An 18978-nucleotide genomic window follows, 5' to 3' on the forward strand; every position below is an offset into this window, starting at 1 on the left:
CGGCTCGGAGGGCAGTGGCGTGTTCCGGGTGCGCGTATGCTCACAGGCTCACCACACGCCAGGGGTTCCGTTTCGGCCCACGGCTTTGGAAGGATCGTCCGTATGTCCGGTTCCCATCGTGCCAAGCCCCGCAGTCGGGCCGACGAGCCCGCCGCTGCGGCGGCCAGGCCCCGTGGGCACCGCCGGAAGGCGAAGAAGAAACGTGGTGGCCGTGCCCTGATGGGCAGTACGGCGATGCTGCTGGCCGCCGTCTCGGGCTGGTTCACCGTCGGCCCCGGCCGCTCCGTCACCGAGGTCGCCGCCGCCGGGATGCCGGACCGGCCGCTCCCTGACACCTCGTCGGCCACCCCCACCCCGGACGCCGCAGCGGCCCAGGCCGGCCAGCGGACCGAACAGCCCGCCGCCGACCGCTCCGACCGGAGCGACGGCAGCGTGGCGGTGATCCCCGGCCTCGGCCCCAAGTTCACCGCGCAGATCCCCGCCGACACCCGGCAGCTGGTGGTCGCCACCGGCAAGGACAAGAACGCCTCGGAGACCGGCGTCACGCTCTGGAGCCGGACCGCCGACAACCGCTGGAAGCCCGGCGCGGCCTGGGCCGGCCACAACGCGTACAAGGGCTGGACCACCGACCACCGCCAGGGCGACCTGCGCAGCCCGATCGGCATCTACGCGCTGACCGATGCGGGCGGCCGCAAGGCCGACCCCGGCAGCAGGCTCCCGTACGACCAGGACAGCGACTTCGTGATCGACGGCGACGGCTTCAACGGCGAACCGCTGGCCGGCTCCTTCGACTACGTGGTGGCGATCAACTACAACCGGGTGGCCGGCACCTCGCCGCTCAGCACCAAGTACCCCGAGGGCGTCGCCAAGGGCACCGGCATCTGGCTGCACGTCGACCACGGCGGCCCCACCCACGGCTGCGTCTCGCTGCCGGAGGCGCAGATGGTCGAACTGATCAAGGCGCTCGACCCGGCCGCCAAGCCCATGATCGTCATGGGGGACGCCGCCTCATTGGCGGCCTGACGCCTTTTCGGGCGGCTCGGAGGGCCATGCCCCGCAAGGGCTATTGTCCGGCCCCTACAGGTTCCGACCTTGGACGTTGTACCCGGGCGTCACCCACGGACCGGTCGGTAACGTTGTTGAGTGGCGGTATGACCGCCTCCCGTATCGTGTCGCTCGGCCACTTCCAGCCGCCGAAGGTCCTCACCAACGACGACCTCGCCCTGCTGGTCGACACCGACGACGAGTGGATCCGCTCCCGGGTCGGCATCAGGTCCCGGCACCTCGCCGAGGACGAGACGCTGGTCGACATGGCCACCGAGGCAGCTCAGAAGGCCCTCGCCAACAGCGGCCTGCTGCCCGAGCAGATCGACCTGGTGGTGGTCGCCACCTGCACCGCGGTCGAGCGCAGCCCCAACACCGCCGCCGCCGTCGCCGCCCGGCTGGGCATCCGCTCGCCCGCCGCGTACGACATCAACACCGTCTGCTCCGGCTTCTCCTACGCGCTCGCCACCGCCGACCACGCGATCCGGGCCGGTTCGGCCACCAGGGCGCTGGTGATCGGCGCCGAGCGGATGTCCGACACCATCGACTGGAGCGACCGGACCACCTGCGTGATCTTCGCGGACGGGGCCGGCGCCGCCGTGGTGGAGGCGGTTCCTGACGAGCAGTCCGGGATCGGTCCGGTGCTCTGGGGTTCCGAGCCCGACAAGGGCGACGCCGTGGTGATCACCGGCTGGGACCCGACGATCAGTCAGCAGGGCCAGACCGTGTTCCGCTGGGCCACCACCCAGCTCGCCCCGCTGGCCCGGGAGACCTGCCGCAAGGCCGGCATCGAGCCGTCCGAGCTGCGCGGCTTCGTCGCGCACCAGGCCAACCTGCGGATCATCGACGCGATCGCGAACAAGCTCGGGCTGGCCGAGGACGCGGTGGTCGCCCGCGACGTGGTGGAGTCCGGCAACACCTCGGCCGCCTCGATCCCGCTGGCGCTGAGCAAGCTGGTCGAACGGGGCGAGCTGCGGACCGGTGACCCGGTCCTGCTCTTCGGCTTCGGCGGCGGGCTCGCGTACGCGGGGCAGGTCGTCCGCTGCCCGTAGCCGGCTGAGCACGTGCGGAAGGGGCGGCCCGGGTGGGCCGCCCCTTCGTGGGGTTTGTGCGTGCTGCGCGGTCAACGTCGGCGAACCTCCCCCGAGGACACGGCCGCCGTCCGACGCGTCCCGGACAGGAAACCGGGACGGAGCACGCGGGGTGGACGGGGTGGGTTACTTGGGCGGCTTCTTGCCCGTCACACCCAGGTAGACCTGGAGGGCGAGGTTGGGTTTGAGGTCCTTGACCTTCACGCCCCAGGCGGTGAAGGCCTTGGAATGCTCCGCCGCCGAGGCGAGGAGCGAGACCAGGGACCCGGAGAGAGCGGCCGGATCGACCGACTTGTCGGTCTTGGCCTGGTTGGCCTTGATGGCTTCACCGAGCGGTCCGGCCACCGAGTTGAGGACCTTCATGCGGATCTTGAAGAACCGCTTGTCCCCTTCGGCTGCACCGAGAGTGACCACTCGGAGAATGGCATCGTTCTTGCGCCAGAAGGCGAGAAATCCGTCCACCAGGTCTTCCGACGTGGTGAAGCCGGTCTTTCCCGCCCAGGACTTTCCATCGAGGAGCTCCTTGAGCTCCACGCTGTCCTCGGCCATTTCCTCGGCGATTTCGAGGACAGCGCCCTCGACATCCGGGAAGTACTGGTAGAAGGTCGCGGGGGAGGTACCCGCCATACGGGCGACGTCGATGACCTTGACGTCCCGGTAAGGCGACGTGCTGAGCATCTCGCGGAGGCAGTCGAGCAGCTTCTGCCGCGTCTCCTGTCCGCGTCGCCCGGCGACGCGACCGTCGACGGTGCGAACTTGTCCTGTCATGCCGTCAGCTTACCGTGGCACGATCTTGGCGCGATTCGGTGATGTGACTATTACTCCAGCCGGGGTGTGATCAGCCGACGGATATTCAGCTGCGGTCCCGGCGAACGATGCCCCCCCGTGTTCTGACGGAGCCCCAGCGTGACGGGGTGTCGGCTGAGGGGTGGTCGGGTCGCGCAGAGTGACCGGGCGGGCCGGGAGCCGTCGGTCCGTCAGTTCCGGTCCGGCGCGGCCCGGCCGGGGGCCCCGAGCAGCACCGATCCGCCCGGCGGCGGGGGAGATTGGATCAGGCGGCGCGGGCATTGGAGAATCGGGGGCGGCGCACCCCGACGGGGTGGCCGCAGGACGGGGAGGTGGCAGCGGAGTGGACCAGCTTTCAGCGCACGATCCGAGGCGGATCGGGCCCTTCGAGGTGCTCGGGCGGCTCGGTGCGGGCGGGATGGGACTGGTCTACCTGGCGCGCTCCGCGTCCGGCCGACGGGTCGCGATCAAGACCGTCCGGGGGGAGCTGGCCGAGGACGAGCTGTTCCGGGTCCGGTTCGCCCGGGAGATCGCGGCGGCCAAGACGGTGGGCGGCTTCTACACCGCCGCCGTGGTGGACGCCGACGCGGACGCCCCGGTGCCGTGGCTGGCCACCGCGTACGTGCCCGCGCCCTCGCTGGAGGAGCTGATCGGCCACTGCGGGCCGCTCCCGGTGGACGCCGTCCGCTGGCTGATCGCGGGCATCGCCGAGGCCCTGCAGTCCATCCACGCGGCCGGGTTGGTGCACCGCGACCTCAAGCCGTCCAACGTCCTGGTGGTCGAGGACGGCCCCCGGGTGATCGACTTCGGGATCGCCGCCGGGGTCTCCAGCTCCCGGCTCACCATGACCAACGTCGCGGTCGGCACCCCCGCCTACATGTCGCCGGAGCAGGCCAAGGACAGCCGCAGCGTGACCGGCGCCAGCGACGTCTACTCGCTCGGCTCGCTGCTGGTCTTCTGCGCCACCGGCCACGCCCCCTACCGGGGCGCCAACCCGGTGGAGACGGTCTTTCAGCTGCTCCGCGACCAGGCCGACCTGTCCGGTCTGCCGGTCGAACTGGCCGACCTGGTCCACGCCTGCATGCGGCCCGCGGCCGAGAACCGGCCGACGCCCGCGCAGATCCAGGCCGAGCTGGCCCCGCACCTGTTCTCCCGGGACGACGCGGCCGGCGAGGCCGGGGACTGGCTGCCGCCCAACGCGCTGGACCTGATCGAGCGCAAGCGCACCCGCCGGACCGTCGCCCCGCCCCCGCCGGTCCTGCCGCCGCCGGTGCCTCAGCAGGCGCCGGGCCCCGCCTCGGTGGTCACCGAGAAGATCGCCGAGCGCCGGGCCCCGGCCGCCGGAGAGATCCGGCTGGCGGGCGCCGCTGTGCCGATAGGGCCCGGGCCGCGGGCGGAGGCCGCCGTCGTGACCGGGGCCGCCGCACCCGGCACGGACTGGGTCAGGCGGGCCGCCCCGGCCGCCCCGCCCGCGCCCCGCTGGCGGCCGTGGCGGTTCCGGATGTCCAACGACGTCTGGGGGACGCCCGTGGTCGCCGGAGGCACCCTGTTCGTCTCCAGCTTCGAGGTGCACGCCCTGGACATCGGCTCCGGGCAGCGCCGCTACAAGACCCGGGACGTGGCCTGGGCGCTGGCCGTGGACGCCGGACGGGTGCACGCCGCCGATGGCCCGCACCTCTACACCGTCGACGTGGCCGACGGCACCGAGCGCTGGCGCAACTCGCTGGACGGCTGGATCTACTCGCTGGACGCCGCCGACGGCGTCCTCTGCTGCGGCATCAGGGGCGGTGGCGTACAGCTCCGTTCGGCCGCCAGCGGCGCCGAACTGTGGCGGGCCGACGACGCCCAGCAGGACTACGAGAACCCGCAGTCCGGGCCCGCGCTGGTGGCTGGTGCGGCGTACTACTACGGCGGGGGACGGCTGCGCTGCGTCGACCCGCGCGGCGGGCGGCTGCGGTGGGCCTTCCAGCTCGGCGAGGAGGTGCCGTCCCGGCCGGTCGAGCTGGGCGGGACGCTCTATCTGACCTCCGGTACCCGGGTCTACGCGCTGGACGCCGCGACCGGGGCCGAGCGGTGGCGGTTCGAGGCGGCCGTGGTGCTCTTCACCCCACCGGCGGTCGACGGCGGGGCGGTGTACGTCGCGGACTACCTCGGGACGGTGTACTCGCTGGACGCCGCGACCGGGCGCGACCGCTGGCGGGGCCGGACCGGCAGCCGGCAGGGGGCCGAGCCCGTGGTCGTCGCGGGCGGCACCGTCCTGGTCGGGGCCGGGGACACCCTGCACGCCTTCGACACCGGCTCCGGGCGGGAGCGCTGGCGCTACAGCGCGCGCGGCGAACTGGTCGGCTCCCCGGCCGTCGCGGACGGCCTGGTCCACCTCGGCAGCCGGGACCACTCGCTGCACACCCTCGACCTGACCACGGGTCAGCTCCGCTGGGAGCTCGGCACCAAGGGCGAGCTCACCGGCTCCCCGGTGGCGGTCGGCGGACGGGTCTTCGTCGGCAGCAAGGACCGCTGCGTCTACGCCCTCGACGCCTTCTACGGCACGGCCGTGCCCGGGTAGGCACCACCAGGGGCTCGGGGAACTGCGACGCCGACCTCGGAAAAGGTGATCCATGCGTAGGTGGTCAGGCACTTTCGCAGTGATACCCGCCAGCCACGAACCGTCGCCGTTCCCCGAGCCCCCGGTGGCTGATGCTCAGCGCGAGAAGCTCAGCGCAGCTGCCAGGCGTTCCAGGCGGAGGTGACCATGGCGTCGATGTCGTACCGGGCTTTCCAGTCGAGCTCGTGGTGGATCAGGTCGGCGGCAGCCACCACGCGGGCGGGGTCGCCGGGGCGGCGGGGGGTCACCTCGGGTGCGGTGGGGTTGCCGGTGACGCGGGCGATGACGGCGAGCATCTCGGCGACCGAGACGCCTTCGCCGCGGCCGATGTTGAGGGTGAGCGAGAGCGGTTCGGTGGCGGTGTCCAGGCGGTGGACGGCGGCGACGTGGGCGGCGGCGATGTCGGCGACGTGGATGTAGTCGCGGACGCAGGTGCCGTCGGGGGTGTCGTAGTCGTCGCCGAAGATCAGCGGGGCCTGACCGTCGGTCAGGCGCTGGAAGGCCATCGGGACCAGGTTGGAGACGCCGTCGTCGGCCAGGCGGGGTGACGAGGTGCCGGCCACGTTGAAGTAGCGGAGCGAGACGGTGGAGAGGCCGTGCGCCCGGCCGACGGAGTTGACCAGCCATTCGCCCGCGAGTTTGGTCTCGCCGTACGGGTTGATCGGGGCGCAGGGGGTTGACTCGGTGACCAGATCGACGTCCGGCATGCCGTAGACCGCGGCGGAGGAGGAGAAGACCACGTTCCGGACCCCGCCCGCGACGGCGGCGGCGAGGACGGTCTGCAGGCCGGTGAGGTTCTCCCGGTAGTAGAGCAGGGGTTCGGCGACCGACTCGCCGACCTGCTTCTTGGCGGCGATGTGCACCACGCCGGTGATCCCGTGCTCGCGGACGGTGCGGTCGAGCAGGGCCCGGTCCAGGGTGGAGCCGACGACCAGCGGGACGCCGTCCGGGAGCCGGTCGGGCGAGCCGCTGCTGAGGTCGTCGAGGACGACCACCGGCCGGCCCGCCTCGGCCAGCTGGTGCACGGTGTGTCCGCCGATGTAGCCGGCTCCGCCGGTGATCAACCAGGTCATAGCGGAAATCCTATGCCGCGGGGGAGTGCGGCCCGTGGCGTGCGGCGGGCCGGGGGAGCTGACGGCGCGCCGGTTCCGTTGAAACGGACATTTCGGTGCAATGCTGCCCAATGCTGTCCGCGTACGGATCCGGAGGAAGCTCAGGTGCACCCCAAGAAGGAACCCACCCGCCCGATCCCGGCGGGGCCCCGCCCGACCGGTCCCCGCCTGCTGTTCTCCGGGGCGGCCCTGGTGCTGGCCGCCGCCCTGGTCACCGGCTGCAGCAGCAGTGGCGGCTCCTCCTCTTCCTCGCCCGGTGCCTCCGGCAGTCCCTCCGCGCCGGCGCCGTCCAGTGGGAACCAGCTCCAGGACGACTACCAGAAGGTGATCGCCAACGTGCTGCCCTCGGTGGTGCAGATCACCACCGCCACCGGTCTCGGCTCGGGCATCGTCTACGACACCAAGGGCAACATCGTCACCAACGCCCACGTGGTCGGCAGCGCCAAGACCTTCACCGTCACGCTGGCCAACAGCAGCAAGGCCCTGGAGGCCACCCTGGTCGCCAGCTACCCCGAGTCCGACCTCGCGGTGGTCAAGCTGAACAGCCCGCCCAGCGGACTCAAGCCGGCCACCTTCGGTGACTCCGGCAAGGTCGAGGTCGGCCAGATCACGCTGGCCATGGGCAGCCCGCTCGGTCTCTCCTCCAGCGTCACCCAGGGCATCGTCTCGGCCACCGGCCGGACCGTCTCCGAGCCCAAGGGCGGCGACTCGCCGGGCGCCACCATCGGCAACATGGTGCAGACCTCGGCCGCGATCAACCCGGGCAACAGCGGTGGCGCGCTGGTCAACCTCTCCAGCCAGGTGATCGGCATCAACACCCTGGCCGCCACCGACCCGGACATGAACGGCAGCGCCGCCCCCGGCATCGGCTTCGCCATCCCGGCCGCCACCATCACCAACATCGCGGACCAGCTGATCAAGGACGGCAAGGTCGGCAACTCCGGCCGGGCCGCGCTCGGCATCTCCGCCCGTACCTACTTCAACGCCGACTTCCAGCCGTCCGGCGCGGTGGTCGTGTCGGTCACCGCGGGCGGCCCCGCCGCCAGTGCCGGGATCCAGCCCGGCGACGTGATCACCAAGGTCGGCGACACCACCGTCACCACCCTGAACGGCCTGACCACCGCCCTGGCCGCACTACAGCCCGGCGCCAAGGTCACCGTGACCTATCAGCGCGACGGCGCCACCAAGACGGCCGAGGTCACGCTCGGCAGTCTCTGAACCAGACCCCACGACAGCCGGGCCCGGCAGGCCACCCACCGCGCAAGGGGGGTGCGGCCTGCCGGGCCCGGTGCTGTCGTACCGTCAGCGCGACACCCTGGTCCGCCAGGGGAGTTCGACGGTGACGGCGGTCGGGCCGCCGGCGGGGCTGTCGACCAGCAGCAGGCCGTCCACCGCGCCGATCCGTTCGGTCAGGCCGGCCAGGCCGCTGCCGGGGTAGGAGGCGGCGCCGCCCTTGCCGTCGTCCTTGACCAGGAGCATCAGGCGGTCGGCGGCCTGCCAGACCTCGACCGAGGCGGACCGGGCGCCGGCGTGCTTGGAGATGTTGGTGAGCAGCTCGCTGACGGTGAAGTAGGCGATGCCCTCCACCGCCGAGTCCGGCCGGCCCGGCAGGTCGACGTGGACGGTGACGCCCTCGGGGACGGTGCAGCGGGCGGCGATCGCGGAGAGGGCGGCGTCCAGCCCACGGTCCGTCAGGACCGCCGGGTGGATGCCCCGGGCCAGGTCGCGCAGCTCCTGCAGGGCGAGCTTCACCTCGCCGTGCGCGGCGCCGACCATCTCGGCGGCCGCCTCGGGGTCTTCGGTGAGCTTCTCCTTGGCCAGGCCGAGGTCCATCGCCAGCGCCACCAGCCGGGCCTGGGCGCCGTCGTGCAGATCGCGCTCGATCCGGCGCAGGTCGGCGGCGGCGGTGTCGACCACCGCGCCCCGGTCGTCCTCCAGTTCGCGGACCCGCGCGGAGAGCGGGTTCGGGCTGAGCAGGCTGTCCACCAGGATCCGGTCCACGGCGGAGAGGAAGCGGGCCGCCCACGGCAGCAGGGGCCAGCCGACCAGGACCAGCACCACGGTGAGGGTGAAACTGATGATCCCCCAGGGCAGCAGCAGCACCGCGTAGAGCGCCGAGCGCCAGCCCAGCGCGTCCGTCAGGGCGGCCGAGACCCGGCCGGCGATACCCGGACGGGTGGCCCGGACCGGCGGTGCCTCGGTCATCTCCAGATCCAGCGCCAGCGCGCAGCGCCGGCGGGCGAACTGGCCGAACAGGCGGCAGCCGGCCAGGCCCGCGGCCAGCAGCGGCAGACCGACCACCGTCACGGCGAGGGCGAGCCCGACGCTCAACAGCGTGACCGTGAAGGTGAATCCGGCCAGCCCGAGCGGCAGGTTGAGCAGTAGGTGCTGTACCTGGCGCCAGAGCTTCGCCCCGTAGAGCGGGGGACGGTCCGGGGTCTCCTTCATCATGCACCAAGCCTCTCGTAGAACCTCTGCGACCAGCATCGCGGTTCGGGACGGACCGGGACCATGGGGGCAGTTGGCATTCAGGGGGTGGGGATATCCCCACCACGCGCCGTCTTGCGCGGCGTCTTACGGGTCGGGCAGGGGGTAAGGCGACGAGGGCGCTGCACTTAGACTCACGCCTTGACGGTTTTGGCGTGTGGGATCAGTGGTGCACGGGAGGCGAACGCATGGAGGGGCAGTTGGCCGCTGCCGACCCTGCCGTGGGTGGTGGCTACTTCGACGCGTACGCGGCGGTGGGCCTGCTCGCGGTCGTCGGCGTGGTGTTCATCGCGGTGTCCTTCACCGCCAACCGCCTGCTCCGGCCGGTGGTCGACTCGCCGGAGAAGCGGCTCGCCTACGAGTGCGGCGTGGACCCGGTCGGTGAGGGCTGGGCGCACACCCAGATCCGCTACTACGTCTACGCCTTCCTCTATGTGATCTTCGCGGTCGACGCGATCTACCTCTTCCCGTGGGCGACCGTGTTCGCCGCCGCCGGGTTCGGGGCGGCCACGCTGGTGGAGATGTTCGTCTTCATCGGCTTCCTCGCGGTCGGGCTGCTCTACGCCTGGAAGAAGGGCGTTCTGGAATGGACGTGACGCACTCGCACGGTGCCGGGGGCCCGATCCTGCTGGGCATCCCCGACCCGGCCACCCCCGGCGCGGTGGAGCCCGCCCGGCTCGGCCCGCTGGCCCGGCTGGCGCCGGACCCGGTCAAGGTGGTGCTCAACTGGGGCCGCCGGTACAGCCTCTGGTGCTTCAACTTCGGGCTGGCCTGCTGCGCGATCGAGTTCATCGCCGCCTCGATGGCCAAGCACGACTTCATCCGGATGGGTGTGATCCCGTTCGCGCCCGGCCCCCGGCAGGCCGACCTGATGATCGTCTCGGGCACCGTGACGGACAAGATGGCGCCCGCCGTGAAGCGGCTGTACGAGCAGATGCCCGAGCCCAAGTACGTCATCTCGTTCGGCGCCTGCGCCAACTCCGGTGGCCCGTACTGGGATTCGTACTCCGTCACGAAGGGCGTCGACCAGATCATCCCGGTCGACGTCTACGTGCCCGGCTGCCCGCCGCGCCCCGAGGCGCTGCTGCAGGGCATCCTCAAGCTGCAGGAGAAGATCGCGGCCGAGTCGCTGCCGCAGCGGTACGCGGCGCCCGCCGCCGCACTGCGCAGACCGCTGGTGGCCGGGCCGGAGGCAGAGCAGAAGTGACCGACCCGCAGACACCCGCCGACGCCACCCCCGCCGACGAGTTGATCACGGCCGCCGAGGCCGCCGTCGCCGCGATCGGTGACTGGGCCATCGCCACCGAGGCGTACCAGCTGCTCACCGTGGACGTGCCCGCCGAGCACTGGATCGAGGCGCTCACCGCCGCCCGGGACACCCTCGGCCTCAGCTACTTCGACTGGCTGAGCGCCGTCGACGAGCTGGCCGACGGCTTCTCGGTCGCCGCGCACCTGGCCGACGCGGGCGCAGGCCCCGTGCGCCACCTGCTGCTGCGCACCAAGGTGGCCAGGAACGCCGCCGCGCTGCCCACCGCCGTCGGCCTGTACGCCGGGGCCGGCTGGCACGAGCGGGAGACCGCCGAGATGTTCGGCATCGACTTCACCGGCCACCCGCACCTGATCACCCTGCTGCTGCCGGACGGCTTCGAGGGCCACCCGCTGCGCAAGGAGTTCGTGCTCGCGGCCCGGGTCGCCAAGGCCTGGCCCGGCGCCAAGGAGCCCGGCGAGAGCGAGGGCGACGGCCCGGCCCGCCGCAAGATGCAGCCGGCCGGTGTGCCCGACCCGAACGAGTGGGGTCCGCTCAAGGGCACCCTGCCGCCGATCGCCGAGCGCCCGGCCCGCGCCGCCCGTACGCCGCGTGCGGCTGCTGGTGCCGCCGCCGGTGCCGCCGCCGCTCCTGCGGCCGAGGGGGCGGAGGGCGCGCCCGCGCCCCGGCCGCGCCGGACCCGCAGCATCAGCGACGGCTCGGTCAGCCAGAGCGAATCCGCTCCGGCGCCCGAGCGCCCGCGCCCGGCGCGCACCCAGTCCACGGACGCCCCCTGGCACAACCCGGTCCCGGCCACCGCTGACGAACCGTCGGCTCCGGCCGCCCCGCCCGCTCCGCCGGTGAGTGGCGGCCCGGGCGCCCCGGCGGTACCGCCGACCGCCACCGAGCCCGAGCCGAAGGACGGAGACAGCGCATGAGCTTCCTCGAAATGCTGCTGCGCTGCGTCGCGGTGCTGGTGGTCTTCCTGGTGTTCCCGCTGGTGATCGGTCAGACCGAGCACAAGGTGATGGCGCACATGCAGGGCCGGCTCGGCCCGATGTACGCGGGCGGCTTCCACGGCTGGGCCCAACTGGTGGCCGACGGCGTGAAGTTCGTCCAGAAGGAGGACATCGTCCCGGCCGAGGCCGACCGCCGGGTCTTCCAGCTGGCGCCCGCCGTCGCGCTGCTGCCGTACCTGGTGGTGCTGCTGGCGATCCCGGTCGGGCCCGGCGGCTTCGTCGGGCAGGCGATCGACGCGGGGATCTTCTTCGTGCTCGCCGTGATGGGCATCGGGGTGCTCGGTTCGCTGATGGCGGGCTGGGCCTCGGCCAACAAGTTCTCGCTGCTCGGCGGTCTGCGCACGGCCGCCCAGCTGATGGCGTACGAGCTGCCGATGCTGCTGGCCGCCGCCTCGGTGGCGATGGCGGCCGGCACCCTCTCGCTGCCCGGCATCCTGGAGCAGTTCGAGTGGTGGTGGGTGCCGTGGCAGATCGTCGGCGCCTTCGTGTTCTTCGTGGCCGGCCTGGCCGAGCTGCAGCGCCCGCCGTTCGACATGCCGGTGGCCGACTCCGAGATCATCTTCGGCGCGTACACCGAGTACACCGGCATCCGGTTCGCGTTCTTCCTGCTCTCCGAGTACGCGGGCATCCTGGTGATCTCCGCGCTCACCACGGTGCTGTTCCTGGGCGGCTGGCACGGTCCGCTGCCGGACCAGCTCGGCTGGCTCTGGACGGTCCTGAAGACCTTCGCCCTCGCCCTGGTGGTGATCTGGCTCCGGGTCACCTTCCCCCGCCTGCGCGAGGACCAGCTGATGCGGTTCGCCTGGACCACGCTGATCCCGCTCGCTCTGGCGCAGCTCGCGCTGACCGGCATCGTGAAGGTGGCGATCGCATGAAGCTCCCCGGCAGCGGCCTGGCCAAGGGCCTGGCCGTCACCCTCCGCACCATGACCAAGAAGACGGTCACCGCGCAGTACCCCGAGGTGCAGCCCGACCTCGCCCCGCGTACCCGGGGTGTGATCGCGCTGCTGGAGGAGAACTGCACGGTCTGCATGCTCTGCGCCCGGGAGTGCCCGGACTGGTGCATCTACATCGACTCCCACAAGGAGACGCTGCCCGCCGCCGACCCGAACGCCCGGGCCCGTACCCGCAACGTGCTGGACCGGTTCGCGATCGACTTCTCGCTCTGCATGTACTGCGGGATCTGCATCGAGGTCTGCCCGTTCGACGCGCTGTTCTGGTCCCCGGAGTTCGAGTACGCCGAGACCGACATCCTGGAGCTGACCCACGAGCGGGACCGGCTCCGGGAGTGGATGTGGACGGTGCCCGCACCGCCCGCGCTCGACCCGGCGGCCGAGGAGCCCAAGGAGATCGCGATGGCCCGCAAGGCCGCCGACAAGGCGCACGCGGCCCTGCAGAAGGGTGACGAGTCGTGAGCCTGCTGGCCGCCGCCGGTCCGCTGGAACCGGCCGCCCGTTCCTTCCTCTCCCCGACCGGGGTGGAGATCGTCTTCCTGCTGGTCGGCGTCGCCGTGCTGGGCGCCGCCCTGCTCACCGTGACCACCCGTCAGCTGGTGCACGCCGCGCTCTGGCTGGTGGTCGCGCTCGGCGGCCTGGCGGTGGAGTTCCTGCTGCTCACCGCCGAGTTCATCGCCTGGGTGCAGGTGCTGATCTACCTCGGCTCGGTGGTCGTGCTGGTGCTGTTCGGCCTGATGCTCACCAAGGCCCCGATCGGCCGCTCCCCGGACGCCGACTCCGGCAACCGGTGGGCCGCGCTGGCGGTCGGCCTGGCCGCCGCCGCCACCCTGGTGACCCTGGTGGTGGACGCCTTCCGCACCTCCTGGATCGACCTCGGCGCGGGCGCCGGCAGCACCAGGGCCACCGGCGAGTACCTGTTCCGGCACTGGGTGCTGCCCTTCGAGGCGCTCTCCGTGCTGCTGCTGGCCGCGCTGGTCGGCGCGATCGTGCTGTCCCGCCGGGACGGCGAGAACAAGCCGAAGCCCCGCCCCGGCAAGCTCCGCGCGGGCAAGCCCGTCGGCACCACCCGGGAGCGCTGACGATGCATCTCGCCTACCCCGCCGTCCTGGCCGCCCTGCTCTTCGCGATCGGCGTCTACGGCGTGCTCGCCCGGCGCAACACGGTGCTGGTGCTGATGTCCGTCGAGCTGATGCTCAACGCCGTCAACCTCAACCTGGTCGCCTTCGACGTCTGGCTGCGCGACGCGCTGCACGGCGGCCAGGCGCTCACGCTCTTCACCATCACGCTGGCCGCCGCCGAGATCGGCCTCGGCCTGGCCATCGTGCTGCTGGTCTTCCGCACCCGCCGCACCGCCGACATCGACCGGCTCACCGCGCTCGGCGACCCGGCGGAAGACGACGCCACGTCGGACGACACGTCAGCAGAGGCCGTCGCATGAACCTCGCCCTCCCCGTCCTGGTCCCGGTGCTGCCCGCACTCGGCGCCGCCGCCACGCTGGCCACCGGCCGGCGCGCCCCGGGCCTGACCCGGCCGCTGGCGATCCTGCCGGTCGCCGCCTCCGCCGTGCTCGCGGTGCTGGTCGCGCTCCAGCTCGGCACCGGCCAGAGCCTGGACGCCGCCACCCGGCTGGCCCCGACCGGCGGCCCCGAGCTCTCGCTCGCCCTGCACCTGGACGGCTTCAGCTCGCTGATCTCGATCCTGGTCGGCCTGGTCGCCACCTGCGTGCAGGTGTACTCGACCGCCTACCTCAAGGACGACCCGCGCTACCCCTCGTACGCGGCACTGGTCTCGCTCTTCACGGCGGCGATGTTCCTGGTCGTCTACTCGGGCGACCTGGTGGTGCTGCTGGTCGGCTGGGAGGTGATGGGCATCTGCTCGTACTTCCTGATCGGCCATCACTGGGAGACCGCCGACGCCCGCTCCGCCTCGCTCAAGGCCTTCCTGGTCACCAAGCTCGGCGACGTGCCGTTCCTGATCGGCATCTTCCTGCTCGGCGCGGACGCGGGCACGTTCCGGATCGAGGGTGTGCTGAAGGCCGCCACCGACGGGCAGCTCTCGCACCCGACGCTGACCGCGCTGCTGCTGCTCGCCGGTGTCGCGGGCAAGAGCGCCCAGTTCCCGCTGCACACCTGGCTGCCCGACGCGATGGCCGGCCCGACGCCGGTCTCCGCGCTGATCCACGCCGCCACCATGGTCGCCGCCGGCATCTACCTGGTGGCCCGGCTGCTGCCGGTCTTCCTGGCCTCCGGCGCCGCGCTGCTGGTGCTGTCGGTGATGGCGGCCGTCACCATGGTCGGGTCCGCCCTCTGCGCGCTGGCCCAGGACGACCTCAAGCGGGTGCTGGCGTACTCGACGGTCGGTCAGCTCGGCTACATGGCGGGTGCGCTGGCCGCCGGTGACCGGCAGGCCGCGGTCTTCCACCTGGTCAGCCACGGTGCCTTCAAGGCGCTGCTGTTCCTGGCCGCCGGTGTGATCATCCACGCCGCGCACACCAACTCGCTGAGCGCGATGGCCCGGATGCCCGAGCTGCGCAAGAAGGTGCCGGACGCCTACTGGACGACCGGCATCGCGCTGATCGCGCTGATCGGCCTGCCGCCGTTCTCGGGCTTCTTCAGCAAGGAGGCGGTGCTCACCGCCGCCGAGCACGCCGCCACCGGCGAGGCGCTGACCAACGGCCTCGGCCCGGCCTCCGCCGTGCCGGCCACGGCTGGCTGGATCGTGCTGATCGCCGCCGGGCTGACCGCGCTGCTCACCGCCGCGTACGCCGCCCGGCTCTGGCTGCTGGCCTTCCACAGCGCGCCGGTCGCGCTGACCGCCGCCGCCGACGCCCCGTACTCCGCCGAGATCGACGAGGCCGACCCGGCGCACGCCGAGCCGCACGCGATGCGCTGGCCGCTCTGGGTGCTGGCGATCCCGACCATGGGCTTCGGCGTCCTCGGCCTGCGCTCCGACTGGCTGCCCGCGCTGCTGGACGGCGGCTCGCTCCGCCCGTCCACGGTGACCGCCGTGATCGGCACCGGCTGCGCCCTGGCCGGCGTCCTGATCGGGTACGGCGCCTGGCGCTCCGTCACCGCCCGGGCCGCCGCCGCCGCGCAGCGGGTACCGGAGCAGGCGGGCCCGCCCGCCGCCGAGACGCTCACCCCGGCCGCCCTGCCCAAGCCGTTGGCCGACCCAGGACGGCTGCTGCTCGGGCCGCTGTTCGGCCCGGCGCTGCACGGCTTCCACGTGGACCGGCTGTACAGCGCGCTGTTCGTCCGCCCGACCCTGGCCGCCGCGCGGCTGGTCCGCTTCCTGGACCGCGAGGTCGTCGAGACCTACGTCCGGGGCACCGGCACCGGTGCCAACCTGCTCGGCTGGGCGGTCCGCCGGAGCCAGACCGGCAACGCCCAGACCTACCTGAGCGTGCTGCTCGGCGCCGTCGTGGTGCTCACCGTGCTGGTGGCGGTCGGCTCATGACCCTCTCTCACCGCTTCGGAGGCAGGGCCTCGTGAACGTGCTCCTCATCGCTCTCCTGGCCCTGCCGCTGCTGGGCGCCGCGCTGACCCTGGCCCCGCTCGGCGAGCGCGCCGCGCTCCGCCTCGGCGTCGGGGTCACCGGCGCTGTGCTGGCGGGCACCATCGCGCTGGCCGCCTGGTTCGACCACTCCGCGCCGGGCCGGATGCAGGCCGTCACCGACGCGAGCTGGATCCCCGCCATCGGCGTCCGGTTCCACCTCGGGGTGGACGGCATCTCGCTGCCGCTGCTGGTGCTGACCGCGCTGCTCACCTTCCTCTGCGCGGTGTACTCGACCCGGAAGCTCCCGGCCGGGCCCGGCGCGCGGGCCTTCACCGGCCTGGTGCTGCTGCTCGAGGTCGGCATGCTCGCCACCTTCGTGGTGCTCGACCTGGTGCTGTTCTTCCTGGCCTTCGAGATCGTGCTGATCCCGATGTACTTCCTGATCGCCCGTTGGGGCAGCGGCGCCAAGGTGCCCGCCGCCAACCGGTTCATCCTGTACACGCTGCTCGGCTCCGCCGTGATGCTGCTCGGCTTCCTGCTGATCGGCAGTCAGGCCGGCACCTTCGACCTGACGCAGCTGGCCACCGCGCACGGCAGCGGCCTCACCCACGCCACCCAGGTGACCGCCGCGCTGGCGATCATGCTCGGCCTGGCGGTGAAGGCCCCGGCCTTCCCGCTGCACAGCTGGCTGCCGGACGCGCACACCGCCGCGCCCACCGTCGGCTCGGTGCTGCTGGCCGGCGTGCTGCTCAAGATGGGCACCTACGGCCTGGTCCGGGTGCTGCTCCCGGTGGTCCCGGACGGCACCGCCACGCTGGCCCCGTACCTCGGCGCGCTGGCCGCCGTCGGCATCGTCTACGGCTCGCTGGCCTGCCTGGCGCTCGCCAGGCCCGGCGCCAAGGGCGACCTCAAGCGGCTGATCGCGTACTCCTCGGTCGGCCACATGGGCTTCGTGCTGCTCGGCATCGCCTCGCTCACCCCGAGCGGGGTGAACGGCGCGCTGTTCGCCAACATCGGCCACGGCCTGATCACCGGCCTGCTGTTCTTCCTGGTCGGCGCGGTCAAGGACCGCTACGGCACCGCCGACCTGGACACCCTCGCCGGTGCCACCGGCGCCGCCCTCTACGGCCGGGCACCGCGGATCGGCGGGCTGCTCGCCTTCGCCGCCGTGGCCAGCCTCGGCCTGCCGGGCCTGGCCGGCTTCTGGGGCGAACTGCTCGCCATGTACGGCGCCTTCGACCCGGCCGCCGGGCTCTCCCGTCCGGCCTTCCTCACCTACCTGGTGCTGGCCGGCCTCGGCACCCTGCTCACCGCCGGCTACCTGCTGGTGGTGGTCAAGCGGGTCTGCATGGGTGACCCTCGGCAGACCGGACCCGAGCTGACCGACCTTCAGGCGTACGAGGCCGTCAGCTGGACCCCGCTCGCCGCGCTCACCGTGGTCGCCGGGCTCTGGCCCGCACTGCTGCTCGGCCTCTCCGACCCGGCCGTCAAGCACCTGCTCGGAGGTGGCTGACCTTGCTCGCCTCCACTCCACTCCTTCTGGGGCAGCCCGCCATGACTCCTCTCGCCGTCGCCGACCCGGGCGGCCTGGTCCAGTCCGTCGACTGGGTGGCCATCGCGCCGCCGCTGATCGCCGCGCTGGCCGGTCTGGTGGTGCTGGTTGCCGACCTGTTCCTGAAGGGGAGTCAGAAGAAGGCGCTGTCCTGGCTCGCGATCGGCGGCCTGACCCTGGCGCTCGCTTCGCTGCTTCCGCTCGCGCTCGGCGACCCGCGCTCGACCTTCTGCGTCTCCGGCGCGGGCTGCTCGTACGTGGTGGACCACTTCACGCTCGCGTTCCAGCTGCTCGCGCTCGGCGGCGCGCTGATCGCCGCGCTGCTCTCGGTGCACACCGTGGCCGAGGACCGGTTGCCCGGCGGTGAGTTCTGGTTCCTGCTGCTCAGCAGCGCCGCCGGGGCCGCCCTGCTGCCCGCCTCGCGGGACCTGGCCACCCTGGTGGTCGCGCTGGAGGTGGCCTCGCTGCCCGCCTTCGCGCTGGTCGCGCTGCGCCGGGACGGCCGGGGCGCGGAGGCCGCGCTCAAGTTCTTCCTCTCCTCGGTCACCGCCACCGCCGTGATGCTGCTCGGCGTCAGCTTCGTCTACGCCGCGACCGGCACCCTGCACCTGTCGGCGATCGCCGACGCGCTCACCACGGCCCCCGCGCAGCTGCGCCACCTGGCCGAGGCCGGGGCGGTGCTGACCCTGGTCGGGTTCGCCTTCAAGACCGCCGCCGTCCCGTTCCACTTCTGGGTGCCGGACACCTACGTCGGCGCCCCGGTGCCGGTCGCGGGCTACCTCTCGGTGGTTGGAAAGGCGGCCGGCCTGGCCGGGCTCGCGCTGGTCACCACCGTGGCGTTCCGCCCGTACGGGCACACCTGGGGCCTGGTGCTCGCGGTGCTCGCCGCCGTCACCATGACCGCCGGGAACGTCGCCGCGCTGCGCCAGCGGGCCGCCGCCCCCAACAGCGCGGTGCGCCTGCTCGCCTGGTCCTCCGTCAGCCAGGCCGGCTACCTGCTGGTGCCGCTGGCCGCCGCCGGGTACGCCGACTCCGGCCGCCCGGTCGGGGCCACCGTGGCGTACGCGCTGGTCTACGGCGTGGTGAACCTCGGCGCCTTCGCGGCGGTCGCCGCCACCGGGCACTCCCGGCTGGACGACTACCAGGGCCTGTTCGCCCGGAACCGCTGGACCGCGCTGGCGCTGGCCTTCTTCCTGCTCTGCCTGGCCGGGCTGCCGCCGGGCGTGGTCGGCCTGTTCGGCAAGGTGGTGGTCTTCCGCGCGGCGGTGGACGCCGGTCTCGGCTGGCTGGCGGTGGTGATGGCGGCCAACGTGGTGGTCGCGCTCTACTACTACCTGGCCTGGACGGCGAAGCTCTTCGCCCCCGCCGAGGACGCCGTCCGGACCCGGATCCCGGGCCCGCTGACGGCCACCCTGGGGCTCACCGCCGGGGTCGCCGCGGTGCTCTCGGTGGCCCCGCAGCTGGTGCTCCAGGTGGTCTCGGGCTCGCTCTTCTGACCCCACTCCCGCCGGTGCCGGGAACGAAGCCGCCTCGTCCTGCCGTTGATCCTGGCAGAGGGACGAGCTCAGAAGGCTTCCCACCGCACCACT

17 protein-coding genes are annotated in these 18978 nt (G+C 72.7%); 14 read left to right on the forward strand and 3 right to left on the reverse strand.

Going from position 1 to position 18978, the window contains the following annotated elements; translation table 11 throughout:
- The first annotated feature begins 102 nt into the window (after nucleotides 1-102).
- Nucleotides 103-1023 carry a L,D-transpeptidase family protein gene (locus tag F4556_RS20760; protein WP_184918372.1) on the forward strand — a complete coding sequence of 307 codons (921 nt, stop codon included), beginning with the start codon at nucleotides 103-105 and terminating at the stop codon, nucleotides 1021-1023.
- 128 nt (nucleotides 1024-1151) lie between these two features.
- Nucleotides 1152-2096, forward strand: a complete 945-nt coding sequence (locus F4556_RS20765; RefSeq protein WP_184918374.1) for a beta-ketoacyl-ACP synthase III — start codon at nucleotides 1152-1154, stop codon at nucleotides 2094-2096.
- 165 nt (nucleotides 2097-2261) lie between these two features.
- Here F4556_RS20765 and F4556_RS20770 read toward each other — a convergent pair whose 3' ends face one another.
- On the reverse strand, nucleotides 2262-2903 hold the full coding sequence (locus tag F4556_RS20770) for a TetR family transcriptional regulator (protein ID WP_184918376.1): 642 nt from the start codon (nucleotides 2901-2903) through the stop codon (nucleotides 2262-2264).
- Between the two features lie 361 nt (nucleotides 2904-3264).
- Between F4556_RS20770 and F4556_RS20775 the strand changes: the two genes are divergently transcribed.
- Entirely contained in the window at nucleotides 3265-5484 is a 2220-nt protein-coding gene (locus tag F4556_RS20775) for an outer membrane protein assembly factor BamB family protein (RefSeq protein ID WP_184918378.1), read from the forward strand.
- A 149-nt stretch (nucleotides 5485-5633) separates the two neighbouring features.
- On the opposite strand, the gene galE is transcribed toward F4556_RS20775, so the two are convergent.
- Nucleotides 5634-6596, reverse strand: coding sequence for a UDP-glucose 4-epimerase GalE (gene galE, locus F4556_RS20780; RefSeq protein WP_184918380.1), 963 nt, complete (start codon nucleotides 6594-6596; stop codon nucleotides 5634-5636).
- Between the two features lie 174 nt (nucleotides 6597-6770).
- On the opposite strand from galE, the gene F4556_RS20785 reads away from it, so the two are divergent.
- Nucleotides 6771-7853: a S1C family serine protease gene (locus F4556_RS20785; protein ID WP_313069228.1), complete on the forward strand. Its 1083-nt coding sequence runs from the start codon at nucleotides 6771-6773 to the stop codon at nucleotides 7851-7853.
- A gap of 84 nt (nucleotides 7854-7937) precedes the next feature.
- Here F4556_RS20785 and F4556_RS20790 read toward each other — a convergent pair whose 3' ends face one another.
- On the reverse strand, nucleotides 7938-9086 hold the full coding sequence (locus F4556_RS20790) for a sensor histidine kinase (protein WP_184918384.1): 1149 nt from the start codon (nucleotides 9084-9086) through the stop codon (nucleotides 7938-7940).
- 224 nt (nucleotides 9087-9310) lie between these two features.
- Between F4556_RS20790 and F4556_RS20795 the strand changes: the two genes are divergently transcribed.
- From F4556_RS20795 to F4556_RS20840, 10 genes are read left to right on the forward strand one after another with little or no spacing between them, the layout of a single operon-like run.
- On the forward strand, nucleotides 9311-9718 hold the full coding sequence (locus F4556_RS20795) for an NADH-quinone oxidoreductase subunit A (RefSeq protein ID WP_184918386.1): 408 nt from the start codon (nucleotides 9311-9313) through the stop codon (nucleotides 9716-9718).
- On the forward strand, nucleotides 9709-10329 hold the full coding sequence (locus F4556_RS20800) for an NADH-quinone oxidoreductase subunit B (protein ID WP_184918388.1): 621 nt from the start codon (nucleotides 9709-9711) through the stop codon (nucleotides 10327-10329). The genes F4556_RS20795 and F4556_RS20800 overlap by 10 nt, the downstream gene beginning before the upstream one ends.
- Nucleotides 10326-11306, forward strand: a complete 981-nt coding sequence (locus tag F4556_RS20805; protein ID WP_376775731.1) for an NADH-quinone oxidoreductase subunit C — start codon at nucleotides 10326-10328, stop codon at nucleotides 11304-11306. The genes F4556_RS20800 and F4556_RS20805 overlap by 4 nt, the downstream gene beginning before the upstream one ends.
- Nucleotides 11303-12262: an NADH-quinone oxidoreductase subunit NuoH gene (nuoH, locus tag F4556_RS20810; protein ID WP_184918391.1), complete on the forward strand. Its 960-nt coding sequence runs from the start codon at nucleotides 11303-11305 to the stop codon at nucleotides 12260-12262. Before F4556_RS20805 ends, nuoH begins: the two co-directional genes overlap by 4 nt.
- Nucleotides 12259-12801, forward strand: a complete 543-nt coding sequence (locus tag F4556_RS20815; protein ID WP_184918393.1) for a NuoI/complex I 23 kDa subunit family protein — start codon at nucleotides 12259-12261, stop codon at nucleotides 12799-12801. Before nuoH ends, F4556_RS20815 begins: the two co-directional genes overlap by 4 nt.
- 2 nt (nucleotides 12802-12803) lie before the next feature.
- Nucleotides 12804-13421 (forward strand): NADH-quinone oxidoreductase subunit J family protein, encoded by a 618-nt coding sequence (locus F4556_RS20820; protein ID WP_221504353.1) that lies wholly within the window; start codon nucleotides 12804-12806, stop codon nucleotides 13419-13421.
- 2 nt (nucleotides 13422-13423) lie between these two features.
- A complete protein-coding gene (gene nuoK / locus F4556_RS20825) occupies nucleotides 13424-13780 on the forward strand; it encodes an NADH-quinone oxidoreductase subunit NuoK (RefSeq protein ID WP_184918397.1) in 357 nt (118 codons plus the stop codon).
- Nucleotides 13777-15798: an NADH-quinone oxidoreductase subunit 5 family protein gene (locus F4556_RS20830; RefSeq protein ID WP_184918399.1), complete on the forward strand. Its 2022-nt coding sequence runs from the start codon at nucleotides 13777-13779 to the stop codon at nucleotides 15796-15798. The genes nuoK and F4556_RS20830 overlap by 4 nt, the downstream gene beginning before the upstream one ends.
- Nucleotides 15799-15829: 31 nt before the next feature.
- Nucleotides 15830-17350 (forward strand): complex I subunit 4 family protein, encoded by a 1521-nt coding sequence (locus F4556_RS20835; protein WP_184918401.1) that lies wholly within the window; start codon nucleotides 15830-15832, stop codon nucleotides 17348-17350.
- Between the two features lie 41 nt (nucleotides 17351-17391).
- Nucleotides 17392-18885 carry an NADH-quinone oxidoreductase subunit N gene (locus tag F4556_RS20840; RefSeq protein ID WP_184918403.1) on the forward strand — a complete coding sequence of 498 codons (1494 nt, stop codon included), beginning with the start codon at nucleotides 17392-17394 and terminating at the stop codon, nucleotides 18883-18885.
- Nucleotides 18886-18978 lie beyond the last annotated feature (93 nt).

This window comes from Kitasatospora gansuensis, from assembly GCF_014203705.1.
In the GTDB taxonomy this organism is placed as follows: domain Bacteria; phylum Actinomycetota; class Actinomycetes; order Streptomycetales; family Streptomycetaceae; genus Kitasatospora; species Kitasatospora gansuensis.

What these genes read in the sequence shown, in the direction of transcription:
- F4556_RS20760 (WP_184918372.1), top strand. Translation starts at nt 103, where the DNA reads ATGTCCGGTTCCCATCGTGCCAAGCCCCGCAGTCGGGCCGACGAGCCC.
- F4556_RS20765 (WP_184918374.1), top strand. Translation starts at nt 1,152, where the DNA reads ATGACCGCCTCCCGTATCGTGTCGCTCGGCCACTTCCAGCCGCCGAAG.
- F4556_RS20770 (WP_184918376.1), bottom strand. Translation starts at nt 2,903, where the DNA reads ATGACAGGACAAGTTCGCACCGTCGACGGTCGCGTCGCCGGGCGACGC.
- galE (WP_184918380.1), bottom strand. Translation starts at nt 6,596, where the DNA reads ATGACCTGGTTGATCACCGGCGGAGCCGGCTACATCGGCGGACACACC.
- F4556_RS20790 (WP_184918384.1), bottom strand. Translation starts at nt 9,086, where the DNA reads ATGATGAAGGAGACCCCGGACCGTCCCCCGCTCTACGGGGCGAAGCTC.
- F4556_RS20795 (WP_184918386.1), top strand. Translation starts at nt 9,311, where the DNA reads ATGGAGGGGCAGTTGGCCGCTGCCGACCCTGCCGTGGGTGGTGGCTAC.
- F4556_RS20800 (WP_184918388.1), top strand. Translation starts at nt 9,709, where the DNA reads ATGGACGTGACGCACTCGCACGGTGCCGGGGGCCCGATCCTGCTGGGC.
- nuoH (WP_184918391.1), top strand. Translation starts at nt 11,303, where the DNA reads ATGAGCTTCCTCGAAATGCTGCTGCGCTGCGTCGCGGTGCTGGTGGTC.
- F4556_RS20815 (WP_184918393.1), top strand. Translation starts at nt 12,259, where the DNA reads ATGAAGCTCCCCGGCAGCGGCCTGGCCAAGGGCCTGGCCGTCACCCTC.
- nuoK (WP_184918397.1), top strand. Translation starts at nt 13,424, where the DNA reads ATGCATCTCGCCTACCCCGCCGTCCTGGCCGCCCTGCTCTTCGCGATC.
- F4556_RS20830 (WP_184918399.1), top strand. Translation starts at nt 13,777, where the DNA reads ATGAACCTCGCCCTCCCCGTCCTGGTCCCGGTGCTGCCCGCACTCGGC.
- F4556_RS20840 (WP_184918403.1), top strand. Translation starts at nt 17,392, where the DNA reads ATGACTCCTCTCGCCGTCGCCGACCCGGGCGGCCTGGTCCAGTCCGTC.